The organism is Winogradskyella psychrotolerans (assembly GCF_018860545.1).
GTDB lineage: Bacteria > Bacteroidota > Bacteroidia > Flavobacteriales > Flavobacteriaceae > Winogradskyella > Winogradskyella psychrotolerans_A.
Genome location: NZ_JAHKPN010000018.1, coordinates 102,551 through 127,949, shown reverse-complemented (window position 1 = coordinate 127,949; position 25,399 = coordinate 102,551). Strand labels below are relative to the sequence as shown.

The 25,399-nt window shown below is 34.3% G+C and carries 17 protein-coding genes; all 17 read right to left on the bottom strand.

What is annotated here, in order from left to right:
* Positions 1 to 53 precede the first annotated feature (53 nt).
* The 17 genes from trxA to KO515_RS08645 all read right to left on the bottom strand — a co-directional run bounded on the left by trxA (position 54) and on the right by KO515_RS08645 (position 25,337).
* Entirely contained in the window at positions 54 to 350 is a 297-nt protein-coding gene (trxA, locus tag KO515_RS08725) for a thioredoxin (RefSeq protein WP_215935985.1), read from the bottom strand.
* Positions 351 to 362: 12 nt separating this feature from the next.
* Positions 363 to 1,367, bottom strand: coding sequence for a Tll0287-like domain-containing protein (locus KO515_RS08720; RefSeq protein WP_215935984.1), 1,005 nt, complete (start codon positions 1,365 to 1,367; stop codon positions 363 to 365).
* A gap of 75 nt (positions 1,368 to 1,442) precedes the next feature.
* Entirely contained in the window at positions 1,443 to 2,222 is a 780-nt protein-coding gene (locus tag KO515_RS08715) for a 4'-phosphopantetheinyl transferase family protein (RefSeq protein WP_215935983.1), read from the bottom strand.
* Positions 2,212 to 3,096 (bottom strand): thioesterase domain-containing protein, encoded by an 885-nt coding sequence (locus KO515_RS08710; protein ID WP_215935982.1) that lies wholly within the window; start codon positions 3,094 to 3,096, stop codon positions 2,212 to 2,214. Before KO515_RS08710 ends, KO515_RS08715 begins: the two co-directional genes overlap by 11 nt.
* Position 3,097: 1 nt before the next feature.
* Positions 3,098 to 7,090, bottom strand: coding sequence for a non-ribosomal peptide synthetase (locus KO515_RS08705; protein ID WP_215935981.1), 3,993 nt, complete (start codon positions 7,088 to 7,090; stop codon positions 3,098 to 3,100).
* 54 nt (positions 7,091 to 7,144) lie between these two features.
* Entirely contained in the window at positions 7,145 to 13,843 is a 6,699-nt protein-coding gene (locus KO515_RS08700) for a polyketide synthase (protein WP_252723820.1), read from the bottom strand.
* A gap of 379 nt (positions 13,844 to 14,222) precedes the next feature.
* A complete protein-coding gene (locus KO515_RS08695) occupies positions 14,223 to 15,317 on the bottom strand; it encodes an alanine racemase (RefSeq protein ID WP_215935980.1) in 1,095 nt (364 codons plus the stop codon).
* Between the two features lie 72 nt (positions 15,318 to 15,389).
* Positions 15,390 to 15,827: a GNAT family N-acetyltransferase gene (locus KO515_RS08690; protein ID WP_215935979.1), complete on the bottom strand. Its 438-nt coding sequence runs from the start codon at positions 15,825 to 15,827 to the stop codon at positions 15,390 to 15,392.
* 146 nt (positions 15,828 to 15,973) lie between these two features.
* Positions 15,974 to 16,831 (bottom strand): class I SAM-dependent methyltransferase, encoded by an 858-nt coding sequence (locus KO515_RS08685; protein WP_215935978.1) that lies wholly within the window; start codon positions 16,829 to 16,831, stop codon positions 15,974 to 15,976.
* Positions 16,832 to 16,860: 29 nt separating this feature from the next.
* Positions 16,861 to 17,451, bottom strand: coding sequence for a hypothetical protein (locus tag KO515_RS08680; RefSeq protein ID WP_215935977.1), 591 nt, complete (start codon positions 17,449 to 17,451; stop codon positions 16,861 to 16,863).
* Positions 17,452 to 18,164: 713 nt separating this feature from the next.
* Positions 18,165 to 18,632: a hypothetical protein gene (locus KO515_RS08675; protein WP_215935976.1), complete on the bottom strand. Its 468-nt coding sequence runs from the start codon at positions 18,630 to 18,632 to the stop codon at positions 18,165 to 18,167.
* 32 nt (positions 18,633 to 18,664) lie between these two features.
* The gene (locus KO515_RS08670) at positions 18,665 to 20,512 is read right to left on the bottom strand and encodes a V-type ATP synthase subunit I (RefSeq protein WP_215935975.1); all 1,848 of its coding nucleotides are present in this window, start codon (positions 20,510 to 20,512) and stop codon (positions 18,665 to 18,667) included.
* Positions 20,509 to 21,120: a V-type ATP synthase subunit D gene (locus tag KO515_RS08665; protein WP_215935974.1), complete on the bottom strand. Its 612-nt coding sequence runs from the start codon at positions 21,118 to 21,120 to the stop codon at positions 20,509 to 20,511. Before KO515_RS08665 ends, KO515_RS08670 begins: the two co-directional genes overlap by 4 nt.
* Entirely contained in the window at positions 21,113 to 21,691 is a 579-nt protein-coding gene (locus tag KO515_RS08660) for a hypothetical protein (protein ID WP_215935973.1), read from the bottom strand. Before KO515_RS08660 ends, KO515_RS08665 begins: the two co-directional genes overlap by 8 nt.
* 2 nt (positions 21,692 to 21,693) lie before the next feature.
* Positions 21,694 to 22,287, bottom strand: coding sequence for an HrpE/YscL family type III secretion apparatus protein (locus KO515_RS08655; RefSeq protein ID WP_215935972.1), 594 nt, complete (start codon positions 22,285 to 22,287; stop codon positions 21,694 to 21,696).
* Positions 22,280 to 23,611, bottom strand: coding sequence for a V-type ATP synthase subunit B (locus KO515_RS08650; protein WP_178984927.1), 1,332 nt, complete (start codon positions 23,609 to 23,611; stop codon positions 22,280 to 22,282). Before KO515_RS08650 ends, KO515_RS08655 begins: the two co-directional genes overlap by 8 nt.
* On the bottom strand, positions 23,604 to 25,337 hold the full coding sequence (locus KO515_RS08645) for a V-type ATP synthase subunit A (RefSeq protein ID WP_215935971.1): 1,734 nt from the start codon (positions 25,335 to 25,337) through the stop codon (positions 23,604 to 23,606). The genes KO515_RS08650 and KO515_RS08645 overlap by 8 nt, the downstream gene beginning before the upstream one ends.
* Between the last annotated feature and the right edge of the window lie 62 nt (positions 25,338 to 25,399).

Genomic DNA, 25,399 nt, shown 5'->3' with positions numbered 1-25,399 from the left:
AATTAGACACTTTATTATTTAAGAAATATGACATTTATCAGTTAAGCAAAAAATTAATGAGATGATTTTATAACATTGATTATATCATCCTTTTGCAAGACTCCAGACTGCCTCCAAACTTGTTTGCCATTTTTAAAAAGTAACATTGTTGGCACACCTCTCACCTGATATTTAGAGGCTAATGATTGATTTTTATCCACATCGATTTTAATGATTGACACATCATCACCTAATGCTTCTTTTACTTGCTTTAAAACTGGACTCAACATTTTACATGGCCCACACCAATCCGCAAAAAAATCTACTAAAACGGGTTGATCTTGATTTATTATTTCTGAAAATTTGCTCATACCTGACTTATTTTATTTATCGTAAGTGATACTCCAAATACCTCTCACTTCATTTATAGTATACCCTATAGCTTTATCCGTTGGATATAAGTTTTTAATTTTTACTAAAGTTGTTTCATTCAATGTTTCGTTAGGCTTCCCGTGGCATTGAAGACACATGGTGTTAGTCGTAATTGGATAATAAACCCTTACTTGATCTTCTGATTCTTTTACGATAGGGATTGCTTCTTCATTATTCGCTACAACTTTCTTGAAAGCATTTATATATTCTAATTCCTCTGAATTCGCTTTATTATTTGGGTTTCTAGGCTTATCAGACACACGTTTAATCAATGCATTGTGTACAACAGACATGCTATCGGTTAAAGGATAAGCCTGTTCATTACAAAATGCTAAAGCCTCTAAAACTCCTTTATTCTGAATGGAACTCATTAAATTTTTACCCAAAATAGCTTTTGTTGCTAAAGCGTATTTTAAGCCGCGTTCTCCATAAGGTAAATCTTCAAAGTTAGTTTTGGTTTGCTTCATGCCAAGTTTTTTACCTTGTCCATTTCCTATTCCTTTACTATTCCCTCTTTCTTCATTAAAATGGTTTTCAAACCATTCTGGCTGCTCAATTCCAAAATCAAACATATATTCCGAAATTTGAGCAATAGTCTCTTTTGGGAAATACTGCTTGGGCATCACGCCATATTGCTTTACAGCACCTGGCATTTTAGCATCAGCTTCATTCGGATTTTTAATCCAAGCTTGCATAGCACTAGTAAATTCTTCTTTGGTCGTTTTACTATTTATATAATGCTTTTTAATAGCAATCATAGGTGGACCAATTCTATCATTTTGACCAGCCGTTGCACTATGACAGATATAACAATTAGTTTCCATTAATTTTTTACCAGGATGGTCTTTAGAAACAATTTCCTTTGTAGCTTTACTGTAAGGGTCATTTTCTTTTTTACCAGAATTACAACTCACTAAAAATGTAGCTATAAAAAGTAGTCCAATTATTTTTTTCATTCCAAATAAAATTTAAATAAAAATACGAAAGGATGCTAACAAATTAGGTAACGAATGTTACACTACTCTCGTGAATTAAACTAAAGACTCTAGTTTTTTGGCACTTGGTATAGGCTGAAAAACTATTTGTTTTAAATCAACGTCATCACCTTTATACGCTATAGATCCAATGTAATTCGTCGTTATATTGAAGCTATAAACATTTATTTTATTAAAATTATTTACTAATGACGCAGACACTATATGCGAACCGTCCTTAACCGGTATTTTAAAAACATTATCATCAATACCTTGTCCTGTGGCTTTTACAATGGCTTCTTTTCTTGTCCATAATTTGTAAAAATCATACCTTTCATCTTCAGAATCATTTATAAAGTTTATTTCTTCTGTGCTAAAAACTGTTGTTAGGATTTCGTCGTATTCAAATTGAGGATTTATACACTCAATATCCACACCTAATTCACAAGGACCAATTGCAATTAGGGCATAATCACCAGCGTGCGATACATTAAAAAACAATAATTTATCTAAAGGAAAATACGGCTTATGGTTATCATTTTTTTCAAAATACACTTGCGAAACCTTTAAGCCTTTTAGCTGCGCAATAATTATTTTAAGAATGCTTCTACAGATTACAAATCTTTTAAAATCTTTTAACTGATGGTATCTGTGAGCTCTTTCTACTTCAAGTGGAGTTAACGTTCTTATTAATACATCAACGATGTCATAATAACGCGTTAACTCAATTTTAAAAATTTTTAGGTCTGAATAATTATCATTTGAAACCTCTTTAACTCTATCTGATACAGCAGCATCAGCACAACAAATAACGGTTTCATAATTCTTAATCCTCATTATCCAAAAGTATTTGAAGTTTTTCACCTAACGCTTTAACTACAGGTAAAAAAAACATTTCGGAATGATTTCCTGGTATTATATGTCTATTTACTCCTCCTAAAGCTATTTTTTTCCAACCTAAAAAATTATAGTCATGCGCAAAATATAATTTCTTGCGTGACCAAAATAAATCAACTTTTATCGGCTGTGGAACCATATGATACCTCTGGTAAGCTAAATTATGTAACTTATCAATTTTTGAGGAACGCTTAAACTGTAATTGAGTTTGTTTTTCACTACCATATTTTCGTTTTAAATATAAGCCGTGAAATTTTAACTTTAATAATTTAACTCTACGCTTAAAATTAGCCACGCTACTAAACATATTTAAACCCATAAAACCTAGTTGAGCTAATATATAAAATTTAGAAATTACTTTTTTCTTGAAAGGATCGGAATAATAATATGTAGGATAAACATAACTGTCAAATAAAAATAAACCTTTTATATTTTCTCCTAAACTTCTTAATTGTCTTACCATTTCAAAGGCAATAATACCTCCAAATGAAAAACCTCCTAAGGCAAATGGTTTATCTTGAGTTATAGACTTGATTTCTGAAATATAATGAGAGGCCATTGCTTCAACGGTGTCATGAGGTTGAACATCTCCCTTTAGCCCTTTGGCTTGCAACGCATAGACTGGCTGATTAACATCCAACACTTTTGCTAAATTATTGAATTTTTCAATATTATAATCTGCGCCATGAACAATAAAAAGTGGCGGTTTCTTACCTTTTGGTTGTATTGAAACTAATGAATGGAAAGCGACCTCTTCTTCACAAGAAAGAGGGTCTGAATCTTTTATTAAATCCTGTTTCTCAGAACTCTTCATTTCAGTTATCTAAGATATTCTGTAAAATTCTTCCTGTTTTTTTATCATTCGGCGCTGAAAGCATATTGATATGATTTCCGGGTATTTCATGTTTATTTACACCACCTGTAGCTATTGGTTCCCAACCTAACAAATCAGTGTCGTGTGCATAAAAGATTTCATCCTCCGCTACTCGTAATAAATCGACTGTGATATTTAGTGGTAAAATTTGATAATTATTTACAGCCTCATTGTGCATTTGATCTAATTGGTAAGGCCAACTATTAATTAATTTATGTTGATTTTCTTTGCCTAATTTTAGTTTTAAATAGGTGTTTCTAATGCCGTCCTTAAACAATTGAATTCTGCGATTAAAATTGGCTTTACTACTAAACATAGTCTTAGTCATAAATCCTATCGTATTCATTTTGTATTTAACCTTAGCTATTTTTTTTGCAGTCGTATTAGCGCTGAAATAATAATAAGGATAAACATAACTATCTAGTAGTATAACCTTTTTAACTTCTTTATGTTGCGCTAATAATTGTCTTGCCATTTCAAATGCAATAACACCACCAAAAGAATAACCAGCTAAGACAAAAGGGCCTTCAGGATTAGACTTTAAAATTTCTGAAATATAGTGATTAACCATTTCATCTACTGATTTAAGTGGTTCATCTATACCGTTAAGACCTTTAGCTTGCAATGCATACACAGGTTGATTCGCATCTAAATTATTAGATAATAATTTAAATATCATGACATTATGATCAGCTCCATGCACTAAATACAATGGAGTTTTATCACCTTTTGTTTGTATAGGTACTAATGAACTCCATGTCTCTGATTTAAAATCCAAATCCATATAAAGTGCCAATTTTTCAATTGTAGAATTGGTCATTAAAGCAGCTAAAGGCATTCGTTTTCCAGTTTCTTTTTCTAACAGTGCCATAACACGTACTGCTATTAGAGAATGCCCGCCAAGCTCGAAAAAATTACTAAATACACTTATATTTTTAATTTCTAAACATTCCTCCCAAATATCAGCAATCAATTGCTCTGAAATTGTTCTAGGCTCAGTATGGTGACCTGAATCAATAGAAGACGCAGTTGCGTCTTTTAAAAGTGCTTTTCGATCGATTTTTCCATTTAAAGTAGTAGGGAACTCGTCGATCGTAAGCATCTCATTGGGAACCATATATATGGGCAATACTTCCTTTAAGTGAGCCTGCCATTTGTCCTCAGGATTTGGTGACTCCATATAGGATGCACTCGTAATAACAAACGCTTTAAGTCGGTTTTGATCGATCATAACCACAGAAGATTCAATATCTGCCATAGTATTTATTACCTGCTCTATTTCCCCCAATTCAATACGATGTCCTCTAATTTTTACTTGGTCATCAATTCTTCCTAAACATTGAACTTCTCCATTGCTTAATAGTTTTCCCAAATCTCCTGTACGATATAATGTTTTGTTTAACGTTGTTTCAAAAGGATTAGGAATAAATTTTTCTGCCGTTAAATCTGGTCGCTTCCAATACCCTAATGACACACCATCTCCTGCAATACATAATTCACCAATGGCACCAGAACTCACTAACATATTCTGGTCATTTAATAAATATAATTGTGTGTTATCAATAGGCTTTCCAATGGTGATTAATTCATCACTTTCTTTGATTTGTTTTACAGCAGACCAAATGGTAGTTTCTGTAGGTCCATATACATTCCAAAGTTCATCAACTTTCGTAAGTAGCTTTTTAGCTAATGCCAATGGCAAGGATTCACCTCCACATAAAGCTTTTATCGGAAATGCTGTTTCCCATCCCGAATCTAACAACATTTGCCATGTTGTGGGTGTGGCCTGCATCATGGTAATATTTTCCTTTTTAATTAAGTCTAACATTAATCGTCCATCTCTTGCTGTATCATCATCAGAAATGATTAACTGAGCACCTTTTAGAAGTGGAAGGAATAATTCTAATCCAGCAATATCAAAAGAAATAGTGGTTATAGATAATAACCTATCAGAATCTTTAATACCTGGCTCCTTAGCCATACTACTCAAGAAATTAACTACATTTTTATGAGAAACTTGTACACCTTTTGGTTTTCCTGTTGACCCCGAAGTATAAAGTAAATACGCAATGTCATTTTGATTTACCGCAACATCTATTGATTCTTTTGAAAACTGGGATAAATCCGAAAATAAATCATCTAATAAAAATTTTGATGCTGTAGTTTCTAATTTCGAAGCAAAGGCTTCAACCGTTATTAAAACTTTCGCTTCGGAATCATTTATCATAAAATCCAATCTTTCACTAGGATAGTTTGGATCTAAAGGTAAATATGCTGCTCCGCATTTCATTATAGCCAGTAAAGTCACTAATAATTCTATAGAACGTGGTAAAGATACTCCAACAAAATCTCCTTTATTTATTCCTTTTTCTTTAAGGCTGTGTGCTAACTGATTTACTTGTCGCTCTAAATCTTCATAACAAATTTCTGTGTCCAAAAATTTAACAGCCTTCTTTTTAGGAACTTTTTGAGCTTGTTTTATTAATAACTCATGTAATGGCAAATCAGAATACGACGCAGTAGTCGCATTCAATTTATTATAATCAGTATCATCAGTTTTTATAATATCTGAAATGGTCCGCTCAGGGTTTTCAACAATTCGCTCTATAATGTCTACTAATGAAAACATCATTTTTTCGATTGTAGAGGGTTTAAACAAAGAGGTATTATATTGCCATTCTAGAATAAAATCCTCTTCTGAACCACTCGCATTCAAAAACAACTCAAAAGCTTCAAATGTTCTAGGATTAGATTCTAACTCAAATGATAAATCGGCAAACGTTACTAGATTACTCATACCCATATCTATATTAAAGACAACTGGGACTAGTGGCACGCGAGAAGGGTCTCTAGCAATTGGTAACTTTTGTAGCAACTGACCAAAACTTAATTGTTGATGGTCATAGGCATCAAACATAGACGATTTACGATGTTTTAAATAGGTATTAAACGTCTCATCTAAAATAATTTGACTCCGCAATGGTAATAAATTAACACAATGTCCGATTAATTGCGTTTTTCCAGTGACTGATTGCCCTGCAGCTGGCAAACCTAAAACAATATCATTTTGTCCTGTTTGCTTGCACAGAAACAACTCGAATGCAGTCATTAAAGTTGTTACAAAACTACAACCAGCCTTTACACCTGTTTTTTTTAATTTAGCCAATAATTCTTTATCAATTGAGAAATCAAGACGCTCACTTTTATAAGTCCTTAATTCTGGCCGTGGAAAATCTGTAGGCATATTTAATTCTGGCACAGAGGATTTATACTGATCTTTCCAAAATTTTTCTGTTTCAAGGAACTCCTCACTTGCAGTGAAAACTTGAATATCATCTGCATATTCACTATAATTTATAGGATCAGGAATTTCAAGTGTTGTTTTAGAAACTTTAGAAGAATATAATGCCCCCAGTTCTTCTAATAAAATACCTGTAGACCAGCCATCCAATATAATATGATGAGCCGTAAGTATTAACTGATGTTTAAGGTCACTTTGTTTTATTAAGCTAGCTTTCAACAATGGTCCTTTAACTAAATCAAAGACAAAATTGGCATCTGCCAAAAGATATTGTTTAGTTTTTAGCTTTTTCTCAGAGTCTTTTAATTCAGAAATATCATGTCGTTCTAAAGTAATTGGAACCTCTTTTAATATGCTCATAAACTGTCCATCTGTACTAAAAACAGCTCGTAACGATTCATGTCTCAATACAACGTCATATAAAGACTCTTCAAGTGCTAGCTTATCCAAATGACCATTTAAAGTAAGTAAAAAGGACTCATTATAGGCTCTATTCGCATCTTCACCACCAAATTTGCAACCAAGCCATATTTCTACTTGAGATTGGGTAGAATAAATTACTTTTTCAATTATTGGTCCATTAAATGGATTAAAAGATTCTTTTTTAGTTGATTCTGACGTTAAAAAATTCATTTATACAATACAGGTTAGGATGTAAAATATGTAATTAATTTAATTATTCTTTAGCTATAAATCTATCCGAACAAATTCACCTTCATTCTCGTTATCATGCACAAACCAAGCAGGATCTCCTTTATCGTCTAAGGCCAAACGTGCATTAGAGACTGGTGGTGTATTCAATTCTTTAGTTGAATAATTAGGAAGCTCTTCTGCTGTAGTTTCATTTCTTTCAGATTTAAAAATTCCAGCTGCAATTAACTCTTCTAAAGTCAAAATCGAATTCTTTATTAAGGCATCGATATCACTATTAGTGAATGCTTCTGTCATATAACAAGGAAAACCATCCCAAATATGAAACCCTTTTTCCCTCATAAGCACAAAAAACAGCTCTCCATATGGTACCTCTTCTAAAAATATAAGTTTCCACAATGAACGATAGTGCACGACCTCTAAAGGAAGGTTATTATTTTTGATAAATAAATTTAGCTCTCTGCCGACACGTTCGCTTAAAGATGCCAATCCATTTTGAAGCGCAATCCCTTTATCTTTCATATGATTTAAGGATGCTTTAGCAGTTGCTAAAGCTAAAGGGTGACGAACAAATGTACCGGCAAAATATGTTACTCCAACTTCTGGAAAAGAATCATCACCGAATTGCCAAAAACCACCATCTAAGGCATCCATACATTTTTTATTACCTGCTATGGCTCCGATGGACATACCTCCTCCTATTACTTTTCCGTAGGTTGCTAAATCTGCTTTAACACCAAACAAAGCCTGTGCTCCACCTAGGTGCATTCTAAAACCAGTTATGATTTCATCAAAAATAAGAATGGTTTCCGAAGCTTTGGTAATTGCTCTGACTTCCTTTAAAAACTCAATAGGCTGATAATCTGGCCGTCTACTTTGAACAGGCTCTACAAGTACTGCTGCGACCTCATGGGCACGTTCTTTAATTATAGCAAGACTTTCTTCTGTTCCGTAGTCTAAAATAAGCATGTTCTTAACGGCTTCTGGAAGGATACCTGCAGCAGCCGGAAATGTTCTTAATTTTTTTGAGCCTCTAACAATGACTTCGTCATTAATTCCATGATAAGATCTTGAAAAGGCAATAATAAGCGACCGACCCGTTACTGTTCTAGCGATACGCATGGCGCCTAAAACGGCTTCTGACCCAGTATTACATAATGCAGCACGATCATTACCTGTAAATTCACAAATTAAATCACAGACTTCGCCCGCTAATGGGTGTTGAGGCCCAACTTCAAAACCTTGTTCTACTTGATGATGTAATGCTTTTTTTATAAAATCTGGTTGATGCCCAAATAAACAAGCTCCAAAACCATTAAGAATATCCATGTATTCATTTCCATCTAAATCCCATAATTTATTTCCTGCTGATTTTTCAATTACTAAAGGGTAAACGAGCTCTTTCGTTAATGGTTTAAATCCTGTTACAACTCTAGGATCTGCCATTTTTGCCCTATAATGTTGAGCATAAGCTTTACTTTTCGCTGTTTTTGTGTTATACCTAGTAATTAGGTTATTTAAAAACATGCGTTGCTCGTTTTCTAAATCTGTAGATTCTTTTTCTATTTTAGGAGAAGCACCAAAAGGTTTTTGATGTTCTTTCTTTTCTTCTTCTGTTCTAATATCATCATTAGAATCCACCAAAGGGGATATACTCTTAGCCGCAGTTTTCAATTGATTTACAGAAACACTTTGAGTATTGGAAACAGTTGGAGCTGGTGCTGACACACTATTTCCACCATCTTGTAATAACTGTAGTTGTTGTCCTAAGAGTTGCAACTGTTGGGCTATTAAATTTAATGCAGAATTTTGCCCATATTGAGGTACTGCATATGTATTTTGCCCATTATTGGTAGTAGGTGCCGACTGTTGTATTGGTTTAGGTTGCTGTACTTGTTGTTGAACCGGAGCAGCATCATTAACAGCTGGGGCATAAGCCTCCTCTGGCAATACCTTGTCTAAATGTTCAGCCAATAAATTAGGGGATCCAAATTGGTCATTAAGTTGCCTGAAGGTTATAGGTATATTAAATTCATTTTTACATGTAATCGCCATTTGTGTTAGAACCAATGAATCTAAACCTAGTTCTAAAAAGCTCTGATCTGCTTCATTTTCTTCAATTTCAACTCCTGAGTTATCTTCAATAATATCCGCTATTTTTTTAAGAAGTAAAGGTTTTCTCATAATCTTGATATTAGTATTAGGTTCATTAAATATATTTTCTTCATTTTCAGTTGTGCTGATGACAGCTGTATTATCTAAAACAGTATTTACTGCCGTCTCAATTATTGGTGGATCTACCCAGCAAGGTTTACGATCAAAAACATAAGCTGGTAACCAAATCTTAGATCTCACTTGATCACCATAAAAAGATTTCCAATGAGGTTCTAATCCGTTCAACCATAATTCACCCAACGCGGATAACACAGTATGATAGGAAGTTTCACCTTCTTTAGGAATTGACAAGCTTGAAATAGATGCTAAGGATTTTAAACCTTTCTTTTGCATGGATAAAGTAGTCAAGGCACGTCCAGGCCCAACCTCTAATAAAACAGGATCATCTAATCCTAATACTGTTTCCATAGCACCTGAAAAATTTACAGTTTCACGTAAATGATTTGTCCAATACTCAGTACTAGTAGCTTCTGCATCTGTAAGCCAATCCCCTGTTACAGTCGATACAATGGGTAATCGAGGAACACTGAGTTTCATTTTTTTAACTTCATCTTCAAAAGTTCCCAAAACAGGATCCATCATAGAAGAGTGGAATGCATGACTCGTTAATAAAAGTTTGTTTGCAATACCTTTATCATTTAAGACTTTAGAGAACTGTTCAATCTCCACATCAGGTCCAGAGATCACAATTAATTTATCAGAATTTATAGCCGCGATAGATAATGTCTCTGGCAATAAGTCTTCTAAACTTTCAATATTGGTTCGTGCTGAAAGCATACTACCACCTGGCAACTCACTGACTAGTTTACCACGAACTGTGATAAGATGTAGTGCATCTTCTAAGGTAAAAACGCCTGCTAAATGCGCCGCAACAAATTCGCCAATACTGTGACCGCATAGTAATGTTGGTTTAATTCCCCAACTCATCCAAAGTTGTGATAATGCATATTCTATAACAAATAATGCGGGTTGCGTAAACTTTGTATCTTTTAATTGAGACTCCGCTTCAGTACTTTGTACTTCTGGATATATTATTTGGCGGATATCTAATTTTAATTCGTCTTGCAATAATTCGGCACAATGGTCTACGGCAGCTTTAAAAACAGTTTCGCTATCATATAGAGCTTTTCCCATGTCTAGGTATTGAGAACCTTGCCCTGGAAATAAGAATGCTAATTCATTAGGAATAATTTTTAAAGTGTTGCTTTTAACCAATTTGGACGCGTCTGAACTTAAAGTATCACTAGCTTCAATATGGCTTCCTGCTAAAACAAAACTTCGGTTTTGAAAGACATCTCGTGTCGCATTTAAAGAATAAGCGATATCAGCAAGTTCTACATCTGAGTTTGTTTTTATAAAATCGGATAAGGCATTTTTATATCCCTCTTGGCTATTTTGGGATTTTGCAGACCATGCTAGTAGTTGTAATGGCCTGCCTGAGTCTGAATCTTTAACTTTAGATTTATATTCTTCTACAACAATGTGCACATTAGTACCACCGACTCCAAACGAACTAACACCAGCCATCCTTGAAGCCTCAGATTGCCAAGGTCTTAATTTATTGTTTACAAAAAACGGACTATTTTCAAAATCTATAGACGGGTTAGGTTTTTCAAATCCTAATGAAGCAGGAATTTGACGATGCTTCAATGCTAAGGTTGTCTTAATTACTCCCGCAACACCTGCCGCTGCAGTAAGATGCCCGATGTTACTTTTAATAGACCCCACAGCACAATATCCTTTAGCATCTTGCTCTCCGAAAGCTAACTTTAGTCCTTCAATTTCAATCGGATCACCTAAAGAAGTTGCAGTTCCATGTGCTTCTATATAACTTATCTGTGATGGTTTTACATCTGCATCTAATAGCGCACTATTTATGGCTCCAGCTTGACCTTCAACACTCGGAGCTGTAAAACTCCCTTTATCGCTACCATCATTATTAACACCAATACCTTTAATTACACCATGGATTATATCTCCATCGCGTTCAGCATCTTCTAAACTTTTAAGCAGTACTACACCTGCACCATCACAAAACATGGTCCCTGTTCCGTTAGCATCGAACGACCTGCATTGTCCATTAGCACTTAACATTGACCCTTCTTGATATAGGTGACCGCCGTACATCGGAGAAGTAACACTAGAGCCACCAGCCAAAGCCAGATCACATTGGCCATTGCGAATAGACTCTACAGCCTGTGCAATTGCTAATGATGATGTAGAACAAGCCGAATGTACACTTACAGCAGGCCCTTTTAGATTTAAATGATAGGCTGTACGCGTTGCAATATAGTCTTTATCATTAGTTGTATTGGCTTGTACTTCGCCAATTTGATTCATCAATTCTTTGTTCGGAAATACGTTATGAAGGAAGTAGGTATTCGTATATACCCCTGCAAACACACCTATTTTACCATCATAGAGATTTGGAAGATATCCCGACTGCTCTAGCGCTTCCCAAGATATTTCTAAAAATAACCGTTGCTGAGGATCCATGGCTGACGCCAATTTAGGATTGAGTCCAAAGAATTTTGCATCAAAGGTTTTTGCGGATGGCACAATACCTCTTGCACCTACATAAAGTGGATTATTACGTATCGATTCTGGAATACTTTTATCTAATTCTTCAGGTGTAAAAAATGATATGGTCTCTTTACCTTCTCTAAGAACATCCCAAAGTTCATCAATGGTAGATGCACCAGGAAATCGTCCTGACATTCCAATAATAGCGATATCACTATTAGCTTGACGTTTAGTCTTTCGTTGTTCCCCTAAAAACCTTGATTTATTTTGATCTTTCTCTAAAAATTTAGCTAACCCAGAAATCGTAGGGAACTGATACATCTTAGTCACAGGTACTTTTAGGTTAAGACGCTCTGCTATTAAAGCGGCTACTTTTTGTGTTAAGAGTGAATTGCCTCCCATTTCAAAAAAGTTATCATCAATACCTACTTGTGGAATGTGCAAGGTAGCACTCCATATCTTAGCGATGGCTTTCTCCGCGTCAGTTTTAGGCTTCTTTAAAGGAGGAGCGCCAGCTGGTCTTTGGAACTCAGGATTTGGCAGATTTTTTTTATCAATTTTACCATTAGTTGTTGTCGGAAAATCGTCCACCCACATAATGAGGGCAGGTATCATGTATGCAGGTAGAATATCAGATAATTGCTGACGTATATTATTAGAATCTTTTTCTATATGTTCAGATTCTATATAGGCAACTAATTTTGCCTCTTCAAAATAATTACTGGCAATAACACAAGCTCTCTTAATATTTGGAAGTGTGAGAATCGCAGCTTCAATTTCACCAAGCTCTAATCGGTAGCCTCCAATTTTAACTTGGTCGTCCTTTCTACCAATAAATTCGATATTCCCATCTGGCAACCATTTTGCCAAATCTCCTGTTCTATACATTAAGTTCTCAGGCTCAAATGGATTTTCTATAAAACTTTTTGAAGAAAGTTCTGGTAAATTTAAGTAGCCTTTGGCCAATGCATTTCCAGACAAGTATAAATCTCCCGTAGCGCCAACTGGCAATAATTTTAAATCTTCAGATAGTATATAAGCTTTTGTATTAGGTATCGTTTTTCCTATTGGCAGCAAATTGCCGTAATCATCGTCTGATGAATACTTATAGAGCGTAGACGTTACGGTAGTTTCAGTCAGTCCATATGCATTATAAAAATCACAAATTTGACTCAGCTTTTGGGCTAATTTTAAGGAACAGGTCTCACCTCCTGCTACTATTCTTTTAAGTGACCTAATTTGAGATAAATCCGCAATCGTTTCCAAATAACTAGGTGTACTATTTAAATGCGTTATCTCATGTTTTTCAATAAAATCTAAAATTGTATAGTCTTTAATAGTCTGCTTATCTACAATAATAGTTCTTGCTCCATTTAATATTGCTAAAAAGATTTGCTCTATAGAGGCATCAAAAAAGTAGTTTGAAAATTGTAAAATCTTATCTGTACTATCTAAACCATAATTTCTAGTTTGAAAAGTTATGAGGTTCACTACAGATATGTGTCTAATCATCACCCCCTTTGGGTTACCTGTAGTACCAGAGGTATACATGATGTAAGCAAGATCATTTGGTGTCGATCGATTATCTGAAAGTGCTTCGGTATCGTATTGCGATTGTGAAGCTATAAAATCTTGAATTATAGAATCGTTAACCGTGAATTTACAATTGCTATCATTTTTAATAAAATCTTTTCTAACTTGAGGAGAATCTATATCAATAGGCACATAGGTAGCACCTGCTTTGAGTATACCTAGAATACTAATTACAATCCACTCACTGCGTTCAATCATTAAGCCCACAAAATCGTTTAAACCGATATCGTGATTGGCCATTAAGTATTTTGCAAATTGATTAGAAATTGCATCTAAGGCTTTATAGCTAATCTCTTTTGTACCAAATACAACTGCGACATTGTTTGGCGTATGCTTTGCTTGTTTTACAAATACTTCTACAATTGTATTATCATGAGGAAACTCTGAACTTGTAGTATTAAATTCCTCTAATAATTCAATTATCTCTGGTTTGGTTAAATCCATAGTATAATATTACAACGTTTTAAGAATCAAGCGCTTGACTCAATCTTATATTTTAATTAATCTATAAATGGAGGGATTTATTAGGGATAGAATAAAATTAAGATTATTATTTCATTTAGACGAAACATTTTAGCCATATAACATTTTTCTCAGTTAAATAACCATCTTCTCGATTCGTGTCAACTAAAATTATTTACTAATGATCATATGATCATTATAATATCTTTTAACCTACTGACTAATAAAGCACTAATATAAACTTTTTTTATAAACACCGGGTATGTTTTACAGCAATCTAGAGAAACAATGTATCTGTATTTTAATCTGTTTAGTTAGGTGTTAGGATCCTTATTAGAGAGAAGACATGAGAGCCTAGCCTTTAGACATAGATCTTATGAATAAATTTAGAACTCAATAAACGCGCTACTCCGATATAGTTCAGCCTAAACTTAATTTTATCTCCTACACTATATTTAACACCGCCTGATGCCGTTTGATTGTTACCAATATCAATAACTACCATATCTGATGTGGCACCGACAAATAGAAAATCATCTTCAGCTTCCAAATCATCCTTATCGACATCCAATAAGCCAAAGTCTAAGATAGCTTTGTACGATCTTTGAGGCCTTTCTCTATCTTTGATTCCTGATTTCAAGGTTTTAGTAGTCGTAGATACATCTCCTCCTGGGACAATATTTTTTTCAATTAACTCTATAATATTCGCATGGAGTTCAAATGTATCTTTGTGTAAGTCTTTAAATTGTTCCCCTTCTAAAGGACAAATACCTAAAAAAGCGGCTTCACCTACTCTAAAATGATTGATGTCTTTTGGTACTAAGCCATTTTCTAATAAAGGCAACGTTATGGATGTACCACCAGAAATAAACTTTAATTCCTTATGAAACGTTTCAGAAATAAATCTTTTACTTAACGCAAGTTGAGCAAGATTCTCTTCTGTAGGCTCTACACCAAACATACACCCTAAATTGGATCCAACACCAACCACTTCAATATGAGATAAATCACGAACTGCTTCATAAAACGAGGCTAAATCTTCTAAATGTATACCCTCGCGTAATTCACCTAACTCAATCATAATAATGATTTTATGAACGACCTCTTTTTTCTTAGCAGACACGTTAAGGGCTTTGATGGTTGCAATAGATGTATTACATGAGATATCGGCACAGTCTATAACTTCATCTACACGCAACAGCGCTGGTGGATTGATATAGATGGTTTCTAAATTAGGAAATACTTTTTTAAGATACCTTAAACTAGTTAATTTTGAGTCGCTTACTGAGGTCACACATTCCATAACGTCTTCGGATAAGATATTTGCGATAAACGTTTTATCTCCTGAAAATATTTTAGTAACTAGGCTCCATTCAATATGATGCGTTTTAAAATAACGGCTTAAGTATTGTATGTTTTCCTTTATTTTTTCTGAATGAATAATTAACTCTGCCATTGCAACTTGTGACTTTTAATAAATAGTGAAAACATATCTCAACATTCTGTATCGCATTTGGGACTTGGACTTTTACTTTTCTAATCGCATTTCTAAATACTTATTGGTAAAGCCAAGCTTTTCATATAGCATTTTCGCTGGGTTATCTTTTTCACAATGTAATGCAATACTGCCATCACAATTATTTATAGCAAACTCCATTATTTTTTTTCCGAACCCTTTTCTTCTATAATCTTTGTGAGTCGCAATGTAGACTAAAATATTTTCTGGAATGTATTCATCCATTCCGGTTTTATTAATCACTACCGCACCAATAATTTGATCTGCTTCTTCCATAATAAAGACATGACCACCTAAGCTAGGACGATCTCCAACAGCGTAATCAATAGCTTTTTTAACTGCACTTTTAGGATCTCCGTATTCTTCTAAATGTGTGAATATAAAATTTACAATACGCTCCTTTTCGGAATTACCCAGTTTATGAGAAGCATCGTATATAGTTGTGTTCATTTTTTTAATTTAGGTTTAAATAATTTGGAGTTTCTTCAAATAGTATATTACTCTGTATTTATGATGTTAATAGTATGTTTTCAAATCCATAAAAAACGCTTTCTTATTATATTCAATTGTTCACTTTTAAAGCGAGATACTATTACTTAGCTTTTAGCAATTACAAAGGTCTGCATATTAGTTTCTTGATGCCATGGTTGTTGCGAAAAATGCCATATACTAAAACCTGACTTTTTGAAAAGATATGGGTAGTTGTGAGAAAAAGATGGTTCATATCCATAAAGCTCAGAGTTAAAATTTGTTTCTAAGTTATGATCTTTACCGTTAGGCTCAATAGCAATAAAAATAGTATTACCTAATGAATAAATCATATTTAAAAATTCCTCTAATAATTGTGGTTCAAAATACTCCAAAACCCCTCTGGAAGTTACAAAAATAGTGTTTCTAGCACCATGTTCCCTTACCCATTCTATAGCATCTGAAGCCACAAATTCGAGTTTTTTATTGTTTTTGTATTTCGCTTTATTTATTTCAATTTGATCTACACTAAGATCAATACCAATAAAACGATCAATTTGCGGAAATTCTGAATACAAATAATTCAATACATCTCCATTTCCAGTGCCTATTTCTACTAATCTGGTAAATGATTCAGACTCCTTGGACAATTTTTCTTTAAGAATCTTAAAGATAAAAGAACAGTGTGGCAGAAAATCATTTTGAAAACCTTCTTCTAACTTATCAAATAATTCTGTGGCTTTTTTATTCGACCAAAAATTCTTGTTTAATTTAGCAACTTCACTATAGTCGTCTATTTTATCGAGCTTCTTTATTAAAGCACTACGCATCAGCCTTTCTTGTAGCGACATATTCTTGTAATTATGGACTAATGCCATTCTATACTCGGATAGTTCTTTAGCTTTTTTTGGTCTTAAAATTATTAGAAAGCTACCAAGTATACTCGCTATTTTTCCAATTACTTTAGATTTCAAATTAATATTCATAGATAAGAATTTAATTGTGATTCCAGAGTTCAACTACTCTGAATTAGCTTTTTATTTTTATTCATTGTTAATAAATATTCAGTGATCCAAAATGCCAACATTGTTAAAAAATAAATAGTCGCAAACGCAGTGTACGTAGGCGCACCACCATATGTTGGCATCAATGGTAAGGATATTGCAGTATAATTTACCATACATTGTAACAAAAGGACGCAAAGACCGCTTTTTGTATGCTTATATATAAAAGCACACATACCAGCAATTCCCATAAAGAATATTAACGCAGGTAAAATTGGAATTTCGGGAAATATTCCCTCACCTAACAGAATAATAGGTATAAACCATAAGGTCCAAAAAACAGCAATAATTTGGCTTGCATAGAATGGTTTTACAATTTTAGACAATTCACGTATACAATAACTCACCCATACTACTTCTCCGAGAAAAGCCCAAACTAGATTGGCCACATATCCTCTAAATGTGGTGATATTTACATTTAAAAAGGTAGAATATTCAACATCATTGTAGAACGCTTTTAACAATAGTGTTATGACACCTATTGTTGTGGGAAAAACTAATACCAAAAGGTACCACTTGGGGTGAACTCTCCAGTTCAACATAGGCTTAAACAAATTTATAATCCCTTTATTTCCCTTCGTAATTTTCAATATACAAATTAACAAAAATAGTAAAATACAAAAACGCCCAGTATTATATACACTACTAGAAATCAACCCATTAATCCTAGCTTGAACAAAAAAAACATTCGTGATAGGTCCTAATATTAAGAATATCCAAATCTCATATTTTCTGATAAAACTCTTCATAATTTTTATTAAAAGTAAGGTTATATTAATTCAAAAACTTCATTCTTAATACTCATGCGATATGACTACTAATATTAATATCATTATTGCAAAAAATTTAAGTTAACACACACTCTTTCAATAAAACCGAAGTATTTCCGTAAATAAATTTTACATCTTCAATTTTTATAACAAAGCGTATTGCAATGCTATAAAAAAAATTAGCATTATAGGCTTTTTATTCTACAAAATGTAGAAATTTAAGTTTAGCGGCTTATAAAAGAAACACATTAGAGACACTCCATAAAATACTGATAACGTGAAATTAACACAAATTATTAACGAAACCCATAATATTATGATTAAGTATTCATAGGTCCGTCACATCAACAATAAAGAGGATAAAATCTAGTATATAACAAGAGGTTCAATCTACAATATAAAATCTAAATTCTAAGCAAAAAAAAGCACCAAAAACAACACTGCAATTTGTATTGTTCTTGGTGCCGTTAACAAAATCAACTAAATTAATTTCCTGGTAAACCAGTCATCGTAAATATCATAACGAATAAAGCTACTGTTTCTACAATACCTATAACCATAATATATTTTGCAGTATCGTTTGCACCAGATGCAATAGCATCACAAGCGCGTGCTCCCGTTTTGCCTTGAAAAATGGCTGAACCCGCCATGGCTGCACCAGCAATTAAACCGATAAGAATTTGCCAACCATAGGATTCTGCAGGTAAATTTGCATCGGCAATCGCATTTTTTAAAATCATACCATAGATCACCTGAGATAATGGAGCTCCAACAAAAATAAGCATTGCTGTGGCTGCTTTTTGTCCACTAGTAATCATCTTTTTCCAGGCACCTATAGCGGCCATACCTGCAATTCCTGTTCCTATTGCCGATCCAATTGCTGCTATACTTAGGGACATTCCCATATCACCTAATCCATTAACAACTGTCTGAGCCATTGCTATTTCTGTCATATTTATTATTTTTAAAATGATTTAATACTGAGTTATATTGTTTTCAAAATTTCTGTTTCTTTCGATTTATAATACCGATCTGATGTTATTAATTTAAAAGGTTTATACGCTTCACCTGAAAAATCAACTCCTAAATGACTTGCAAATTCAAGCATATTGAGACGTATGCCATGAACCATGACTGCCATTAGTGCTAAAGCGATATTTAATCCATGACCAAGTAGCAAGGCTATGGCAGCAAATAAAATTTCGAGAATGCCCATATTTTCAATTCCTGAGGACAAAATCATAGTATTGAAACTTGCGGCTACCGCTGCTGTTGCCATTCCCACTGCAAAAAGACGTACATAAGACACGATATCCGAAAAACCACTAATGAGGCTCAGCGGCAAATTCGCAATAGAAATAAGCATACTTTTAAAAAAGTTTTTACTTTCTACAGAAAACAAAGCGACTAAGAGTCCACCTGCAACAAAAAGCCAAAGTCCCCATTCAGGCATATCTATACCTAAAACTAATTGTTCGGTGACAAAAAATAAACCCCATACTAATGCAATCCAACCTAATTGACTGAGTGCTCTTATGGAATTTATAAATTGTACTGCTCTTACACTATGTGCAATTGTTAAATGAATCGCACCAATTAAGAACGACAAGTGCATCATAAAGGATACATTATCAACTCCAAAACTAGAAATATTATCTACAATTAACATTTTAAAAAAAGGGAGTTCGGCAATTTCTGAAGATCCAAAATACGTCCCACTTAAAATTCCCCAAATAATGGTTGAAATACTCAAAACCATTACTAAAACACGGGCTTGCGTTGGTAGTTTTTTTCTAAAAATTAAAACTAATAGCAAAAATATTAGCCCATAGCCAGCGTCACCAACTAACATGGCAAAGAATAACGCAAAAGCGATTAAAAAGTAAATAGATACATCGACCTCTTTATAACCTGGTACAATATCTATGAACTTCATTACAGGATCAATCGTACTAATCCACTTTGGATTTTTAATATAAACCGGAACATCTTCAGGTTTTTCTGGATCTGAAATACTATATCCCCAATTATAAGCTTTGGCAGCTTCTTTAAATGCCGAAACTTCTGTTTTTGGTAAATAGCCTTTAAGATAATTACATTTTCCTTCAATATCACCCATACCTTCTGTTGTTTGCTCAACAGCTAAGCGGTCAGATAACATATCTTTGTAATCTTCTAAAATCAATAGACTTTGTGCTTGGTCTTCTAAGAATACATCAACCGCTTCTAATTGACGTTCCTTACGAGAAATTTGTTCTGAAATAGATTCAAAACTCGCCTTGGGCAATAACGCCTCTTTAAATGGAAGCGTTTCATTTTCGTCTCTTGTGAAAAGGACTATGGGTACTTTTCCGTCTTTTTCTGCAAAAGTACTTATCACATGGTCTTTCTGTAATTGTGATACAAGTTGTTTATCAACATTATACAACCGTAAATAAATAGATTTATCCGCGAGTTGTTTAAAATCTTGCACTACAGTTTTTTCACCCCAAGTCTTATACCAATCTAACTGTTTTTTGAGTACGTCTAATCGTTTCTGGCATTCATTTTCAAAAGCTTTAGCTTTAAGTATGCGATCTACCATTTGCTTGGGATCACTAATATTATATACTACAGTTCTTAAAGCTTCAGTACTTTTAGATATATAAGGCTCTAATTGCAAGATAGCAGCTTCAATGGCCTCAAGTTGTTTTTGAAAACTAGTTATAGCTTCACTTTTAGGTACTTTAATTTCCTTGACATCTAAAACACCTAGCTCGCCAAGACGCTGCACAGTATCATCCACAGATTTTGCAGTTGTAAAAAGTAATATTTCCTTCATCCTAACAATCATAAAGCGCTAGTTTTAGTTAGTTTTTTCTTCTTCACTAATTTGGCACAACCAATTGCCAAACGCTCAACGTCACCAAGGTAAATTTCAATTTTTCTAATATTATGCTGTGCATCAGGAATAAAAACTTCTTTTAATGCATTTTTCATACGACGTGCTTCTGCAAGCTCTTCCTGAAGTACTTCTAAATTTTTCTTTTCTAATTCAATTATTCTGTAATTAGTCTTCTGATCTTTAATAACACTAATGGCAGCATCTACCCAAAGTGGTGTGTTATAAAAATCCTTTTCATAAGCCTCAAAACTAATATCTTCAAACAACTCAATACTTACACCTGCGATCTCTTTCTTTGATGTTTGAATATCTTTAAATTTTACAATAGAATTTAAATCCTCATTGGCTTCTGCAAACACTGCAACCCAAGGTTTAGTCTCTTCATTTATAGTTTCAATAGTCTTTTCTAAACGTTGCACATTATCATAAATAGTTTGCACCACTTCCTTTAATTGCTGTTCCTTCATTTCAAAAACTGGCAAGGCGGTCTTGTATTCTTGAAGCTCTAATTTTAAAGCTGCAAGGGTGTTTTTATTCATTAAAATCTTATCAGCCATTGTCCTCTGTGATTTTTATAAATTTTGAATACTGTATAAAGCCTTCCGTTTCATCAAAACTCCATAAACGTTGTAGTAAAAGAAGTTTGAGTTTATAAGCTATTAAGGCGCTGAAATCTGAAAAATGACCAATTGACAATTCCTCCAACTCATGCCATTGTAATTCTAACAACTGCAGTTCTTCCTCTAAAGGATTACCTGGTTTTAGTTGAAGTGCTTCCAAAGGACTTGAAACATATGTTGTATCTTGATTTCGCGATAATCGCAATAGCTTTATTTTTTCCTTTAAATTGGAAAGAAAACTTGAAAAACCGGATAAAACGGCATCTCCATGTTCTTGAAATCGCTGATGATTTGCTGTATTTAAACTAATCTGTTTAAATATTTCTGCCTTTTTTGCCGATAAATATTTTGAAGCTTCATCATCTAAAACAGTAATTAAATTGATATCACCATCATTCATGCTATAGGTTTGAAAAACAGAATGCACACGCTGCTTGTCCTCAACTGACGAACCAAACTGCAATTGCGGCAAACTACTTATTAAATATTCTAGATTTCCACTAAGCATACTTAAGCGTTATTTTTTAATAATTCTACCCATTTGCTACTTAAATGCGTATTCAATAAATCAGCAATTTCTTTTGGCGTTATTTCATAACTCCAACCTGCATCTTTTTTAGTAATCGAAAATCCGTTTACTAAAGTTGTATCAATGCTTAGTTTTGGTAAAGTCTTAGCATCCTTAAGCTGTTTATGAATGTAAGCCGCAATGTCGTTATGCAAAACTTCTGGTAATTTCACTTCGCTATTTCCACCAATTTGTTCCACAACTTTTAAAATTGCCGTTTGCATTAATTCTGGCGAAAACGCATCATCTACCTCTTTCTGCAATACGGCATCAAGAAGCTTTTTAATATCATTTTGAAGCGTAATTGATAAATCGCGCGCGGCTTGCTGTAAGGCCTTTTGACCTTTAGCAAGTGTACCCTCAGCTTCTTCTTCTCCACTTTTAATGAGTTCTTCCCTTTTTTGTTCAGCATTATGCACAATAGCTTCGGCTTCTGTTTGAGCTTTATCAATTATGGCTTTGGCCTTTACTTCTGCAGCTTCAATAGCTTCAGATTTAATCGTTTCTATTAACTGATCTAATGTTTTATCACTCATTACCCTGCGATTTTAAAATTTTGTATTCTCCTTCTTTTGGCCAAAACGCTTCAATTAATTTTGATGACAAGCCGACTTCTTCTTTTTTGAAATACTTAGCAAGAATATCCCAACACAAATCAAGGGCATCTTCTAACTCTAAATATCTAAATGGATCCATCAATTCTTTTTGAAACGCTTTACGATAATCTAACAACCGAAACGAATAGTCATCCTTTACCGATCCAAATTTTTGTGCTTTTACACGCTCTTCGGCTTCTGATAAAAGTCGTGCCATAACATTCATAATACTTCTGTGATCTTCTCGCGTTTTATCATTCACCTGTTGTTTTAATCGACTTAACGATCCAAAAAGTTCAAGGAAGCCATCTTTCATATAAAACTGACCTTCGGTAATGTAACCTGTATTATCAGGAACAGGATGCGTTACATCGTCCATAGTCGTTACACCAAGAATGGTTAAACTACCAGCACCTTCAATATCTGCGGCTTTTTCATAACGACTGGCCAGCTGCGAATATAAATCTCCAGGATAGCCCTGATTTGCAGGAATTTGATCTTGTGCATTAGCCACCTGACGTAAATAATCAGACCATTGCGTCATATCTGATAACAGCACAAATACATTTTTACCTTGAAGCGCGAATTTTTCTCCAACAGCCAAGGCTAAGTCGGGCACCATTAAGCCTTCCACAATAGAATCTCGATGCGTATGCACAAACATTATGGTTTTACTTTTACTACCAGCCTCTTCAATACGTTGCCTGAAATAATGAAACTCGTCGTATTTTAAACCTACACCTCCAATAATAATTATATCGGCATCGGTTTGCGTCGCAATATTCGCCAATAAACGGTTGTAAGGTTCCCCTGCTTTGGCGAAAATTGGAATTTTTTGAGAACGTACCAAAGTGTTAAACACATCAATCATTGGCACTCCTGTTCTAATCATGTGTTTAGGAATGAGTCGCTTCACAGGATTAATAGATGGTCCTGCAACACGAACCATATCGGTCACTAATTCTGGACCACCATCAATAGGTTTTCCGTTACCAGAATACACACGACCCAACATATCATCTGAAAATCCAACTTGAATTGGCTTTCCTAAAAATCGGATTTTACAATCGGTTGACACTCCAAATCCACCTCCAAATAATTGTAAAGTCACCTCATCATTATTCAGTGCGATAACCTGTGCAAATGCTTTGTCTCCATTAGGGTAAATAACCTCAGCTAATTCTTTATTATGAACGCCTTCTGCTTTTATACTCAGTATGGAACGTCCAATACTATCTATATTCTCATAGGTTTTTTTAAGCATACGTTCTTTGTTTAACTAGGTTTATTAATTTTGTGTGTTGTTTTTCGAAATTCTCATCGTTTACAGACATATAGTTCCAATCTAAAAAGGCTTGTCTTAAAAAGTTGAAATGCGTACGAATCTCTTCTTTTCCCTTCAGATCAATAGGCGCTTCAATAATGGCAAAAACCATATCGAACATGAGTCGTAAACGCTCTGGATTGGTCACACCATCAATGTCATTAAAACTATTTTGTTGCAAGAATACCGCATCGAGTAATTCGGATTTTTGATAGCGAATGTATGTCTCGTCCGTAATTCCTTTTTCTCCCATTAATAAAATGTTGGAAGCGATTGATTTCCCATCACGAAGCAATTCTAATAAATACGTCACTTCCTCTTCTTTTAATAAAGACGGATATTTAGAATTACTATCAATACGATCTATAGCTGGATATTTTCTTGCATCGGATAAGGCTCTAGACAATCCCCAAAATGAGCCCGTACTTAGTAATGTGGCTTGGGTGACAGGTTCATCAAAATTACCACCTGCAGGCGACACCGTTCCTATGATACTAAGCGACCCAACAGAGCCATCTTTTAAAACATCAACTCCTGCTCTATCGTAAAATGCTGAAATCAGTGTAGAAATATACATTGGAAAGGCTTCTGGCCCTGGGATTTCCTCCTTTCTTCCCGATGTTTCTCGTAAAGCTTGTGCCCAACGCGATGTAGAATCAGCTAAAATAAGCACGTTAAGGCCTTGTTTTCTATAATATTCACCTACGGTAGTGGCCAAATAAACAGATGCCTCTCTGGCTGCAACAGGCATTGAAGAGGTGTTACCAACAATATAAGTTCTGTCCATTAATGATTTCCCTGTACGTGGATCAATCAACTCGGGGAAATCTTTAAAGACTTCCACAGCTTCTCCTGCACGTTCACCACACGCTGCAATAATTACAATATCTGCTTGCGAATGTCGCGCTAAACTATGTTGCAGTACCGTTTTACCTGCGCCAAAAGGTCCAGGATTACAAGCTGTACCACCATAAGCAATCGGGAAAAGCGAATCTAAAATTCTAATACCGGTTGGTAGCGGTTTTTCAGGAACAGAACGTTCGTTAAATGGCATGGCTACTTTTACGGGCCATTCAAAAGCCATAGTGAGCTCCTTAATAGTACCAGAATCGTCCTTAATTTTTGCAATAGGATCATCTATAGTGTAAGCTCCTTTTTCTGCAATCTCTATGATTTCAAAATTTGAGCTTAAAGAAAACGGTACAAAAATCTTATGTTCAAATATTTTTTCTGGTACAGTCCCTAATACGTCACCTCCTGTTACGTTATCTCCGATACTCACTTTAGGAGTAAATTCCCATGTGGTGACATTATCTAAAGGCTCAACCACAATACCGCGTTCTAAAAACCACTCGGTTTTAGCGAGTTCATATAAAGGATTTTGAAGTCCATCTGTCACAGACCCTAAAATACCTGGTCCCAGCTTTACCGCTAAGGGCAATCCAGAAAATTCTACCAAATCACCGATACGCATCCAACTGGTATCTTCAAAAACTTGCAGATAGACCATTTGGCCGGATTTGACATCAATAACCTCAGATTTTAAACGTTTACCGTCTTCTAAAACGATATAGGCCACCTCACCATTCATAACAGCACCTTGGGTGGTTTCTACACCAACAAGGGACTCATTAACACTAAGGACCTTTCCTTTTGCTTTTTGCATATTATCTATTTAGATATTAATCAACATTTTATAATTCGAGTATCACCTTAAATTTTGGCATA

Bases quoted from the DNA above. Each gene is read 5' to 3' on its own strand.
- trxA (WP_215935985.1), bottom strand. From the start codon at position 350: ATGAGCAAATTTTCAGAAATAATAAATCAAGATCAACCCGTTTTAGTA.
- KO515_RS08720 (WP_215935984.1), bottom strand. From the start codon at position 1,367: ATGAAAAAAATAATTGGACTACTTTTTATAGCTACATTTTTAGTGAGT.
- KO515_RS08715 (WP_215935983.1), bottom strand. From the start codon at position 2,222: ATGAGGATTAAGAATTATGAAACCGTTATTTGTTGTGCTGATGCTGCT.
- KO515_RS08710 (WP_215935982.1), bottom strand. From the start codon at position 3,096: ATGAAGAGTTCTGAGAAACAGGATTTAATAAAAGATTCAGACCCTCTT.
- KO515_RS08705 (WP_215935981.1), bottom strand. From the start codon at position 7,090: ATGAATTTTTTAACGTCAGAATCAACTAAAAAAGAATCTTTTAATCCA.
- KO515_RS08700 (WP_252723820.1), bottom strand. From the start codon at position 13,843: ATGGATTTAACCAAACCAGAGATAATTGAATTATTAGAGGAATTTAAT.
- KO515_RS08695 (WP_215935980.1), bottom strand. From the start codon at position 15,317: ATGGCAGAGTTAATTATTCATTCAGAAAAAATAAAGGAAAACATACAA.
- KO515_RS08690 (WP_215935979.1), bottom strand. From the start codon at position 15,827: ATGAACACAACTATATACGATGCTTCTCATAAACTGGGTAATTCCGAA.
- KO515_RS08685 (WP_215935978.1), bottom strand. From the start codon at position 16,831: ATGAATATTAATTTGAAATCTAAAGTAATTGGAAAAATAGCGAGTATA.
- KO515_RS08680 (WP_215935977.1), bottom strand. From the start codon at position 17,451: ATGTTGAACTGGAGAGTTCACCCCAAGTGGTACCTTTTGGTATTAGTT.
- KO515_RS08675 (WP_215935976.1), bottom strand. From the start codon at position 18,632: ATGACAGAAATAGCAATGGCTCAGACAGTTGTTAATGGATTAGGTGAT.
- KO515_RS08670 (WP_215935975.1), bottom strand. From the start codon at position 20,512: ATGATTGTTAGGATGAAGGAAATATTACTTTTTACAACTGCAAAATCT.
- KO515_RS08665 (WP_215935974.1), bottom strand. From the start codon at position 21,120: ATGGCTGATAAGATTTTAATGAATAAAAACACCCTTGCAGCTTTAAAA.
- KO515_RS08660 (WP_215935973.1), bottom strand. From the start codon at position 21,691: ATGCTTAGTGGAAATCTAGAATATTTAATAAGTAGTTTGCCGCAATTG.
- KO515_RS08655 (WP_215935972.1), bottom strand. From the start codon at position 22,287: ATGAGTGATAAAACATTAGATCAGTTAATAGAAACGATTAAATCTGAA.
- KO515_RS08650 (WP_178984927.1), bottom strand. From the start codon at position 23,611: ATGCTTAAAAAAACCTATGAGAATATAGATAGTATTGGACGTTCCATA.
- KO515_RS08645 (WP_215935971.1), bottom strand. From the start codon at position 25,337: ATGCAAAAAGCAAAAGGAAAGGTCCTTAGTGTTAATGAGTCCCTTGTT.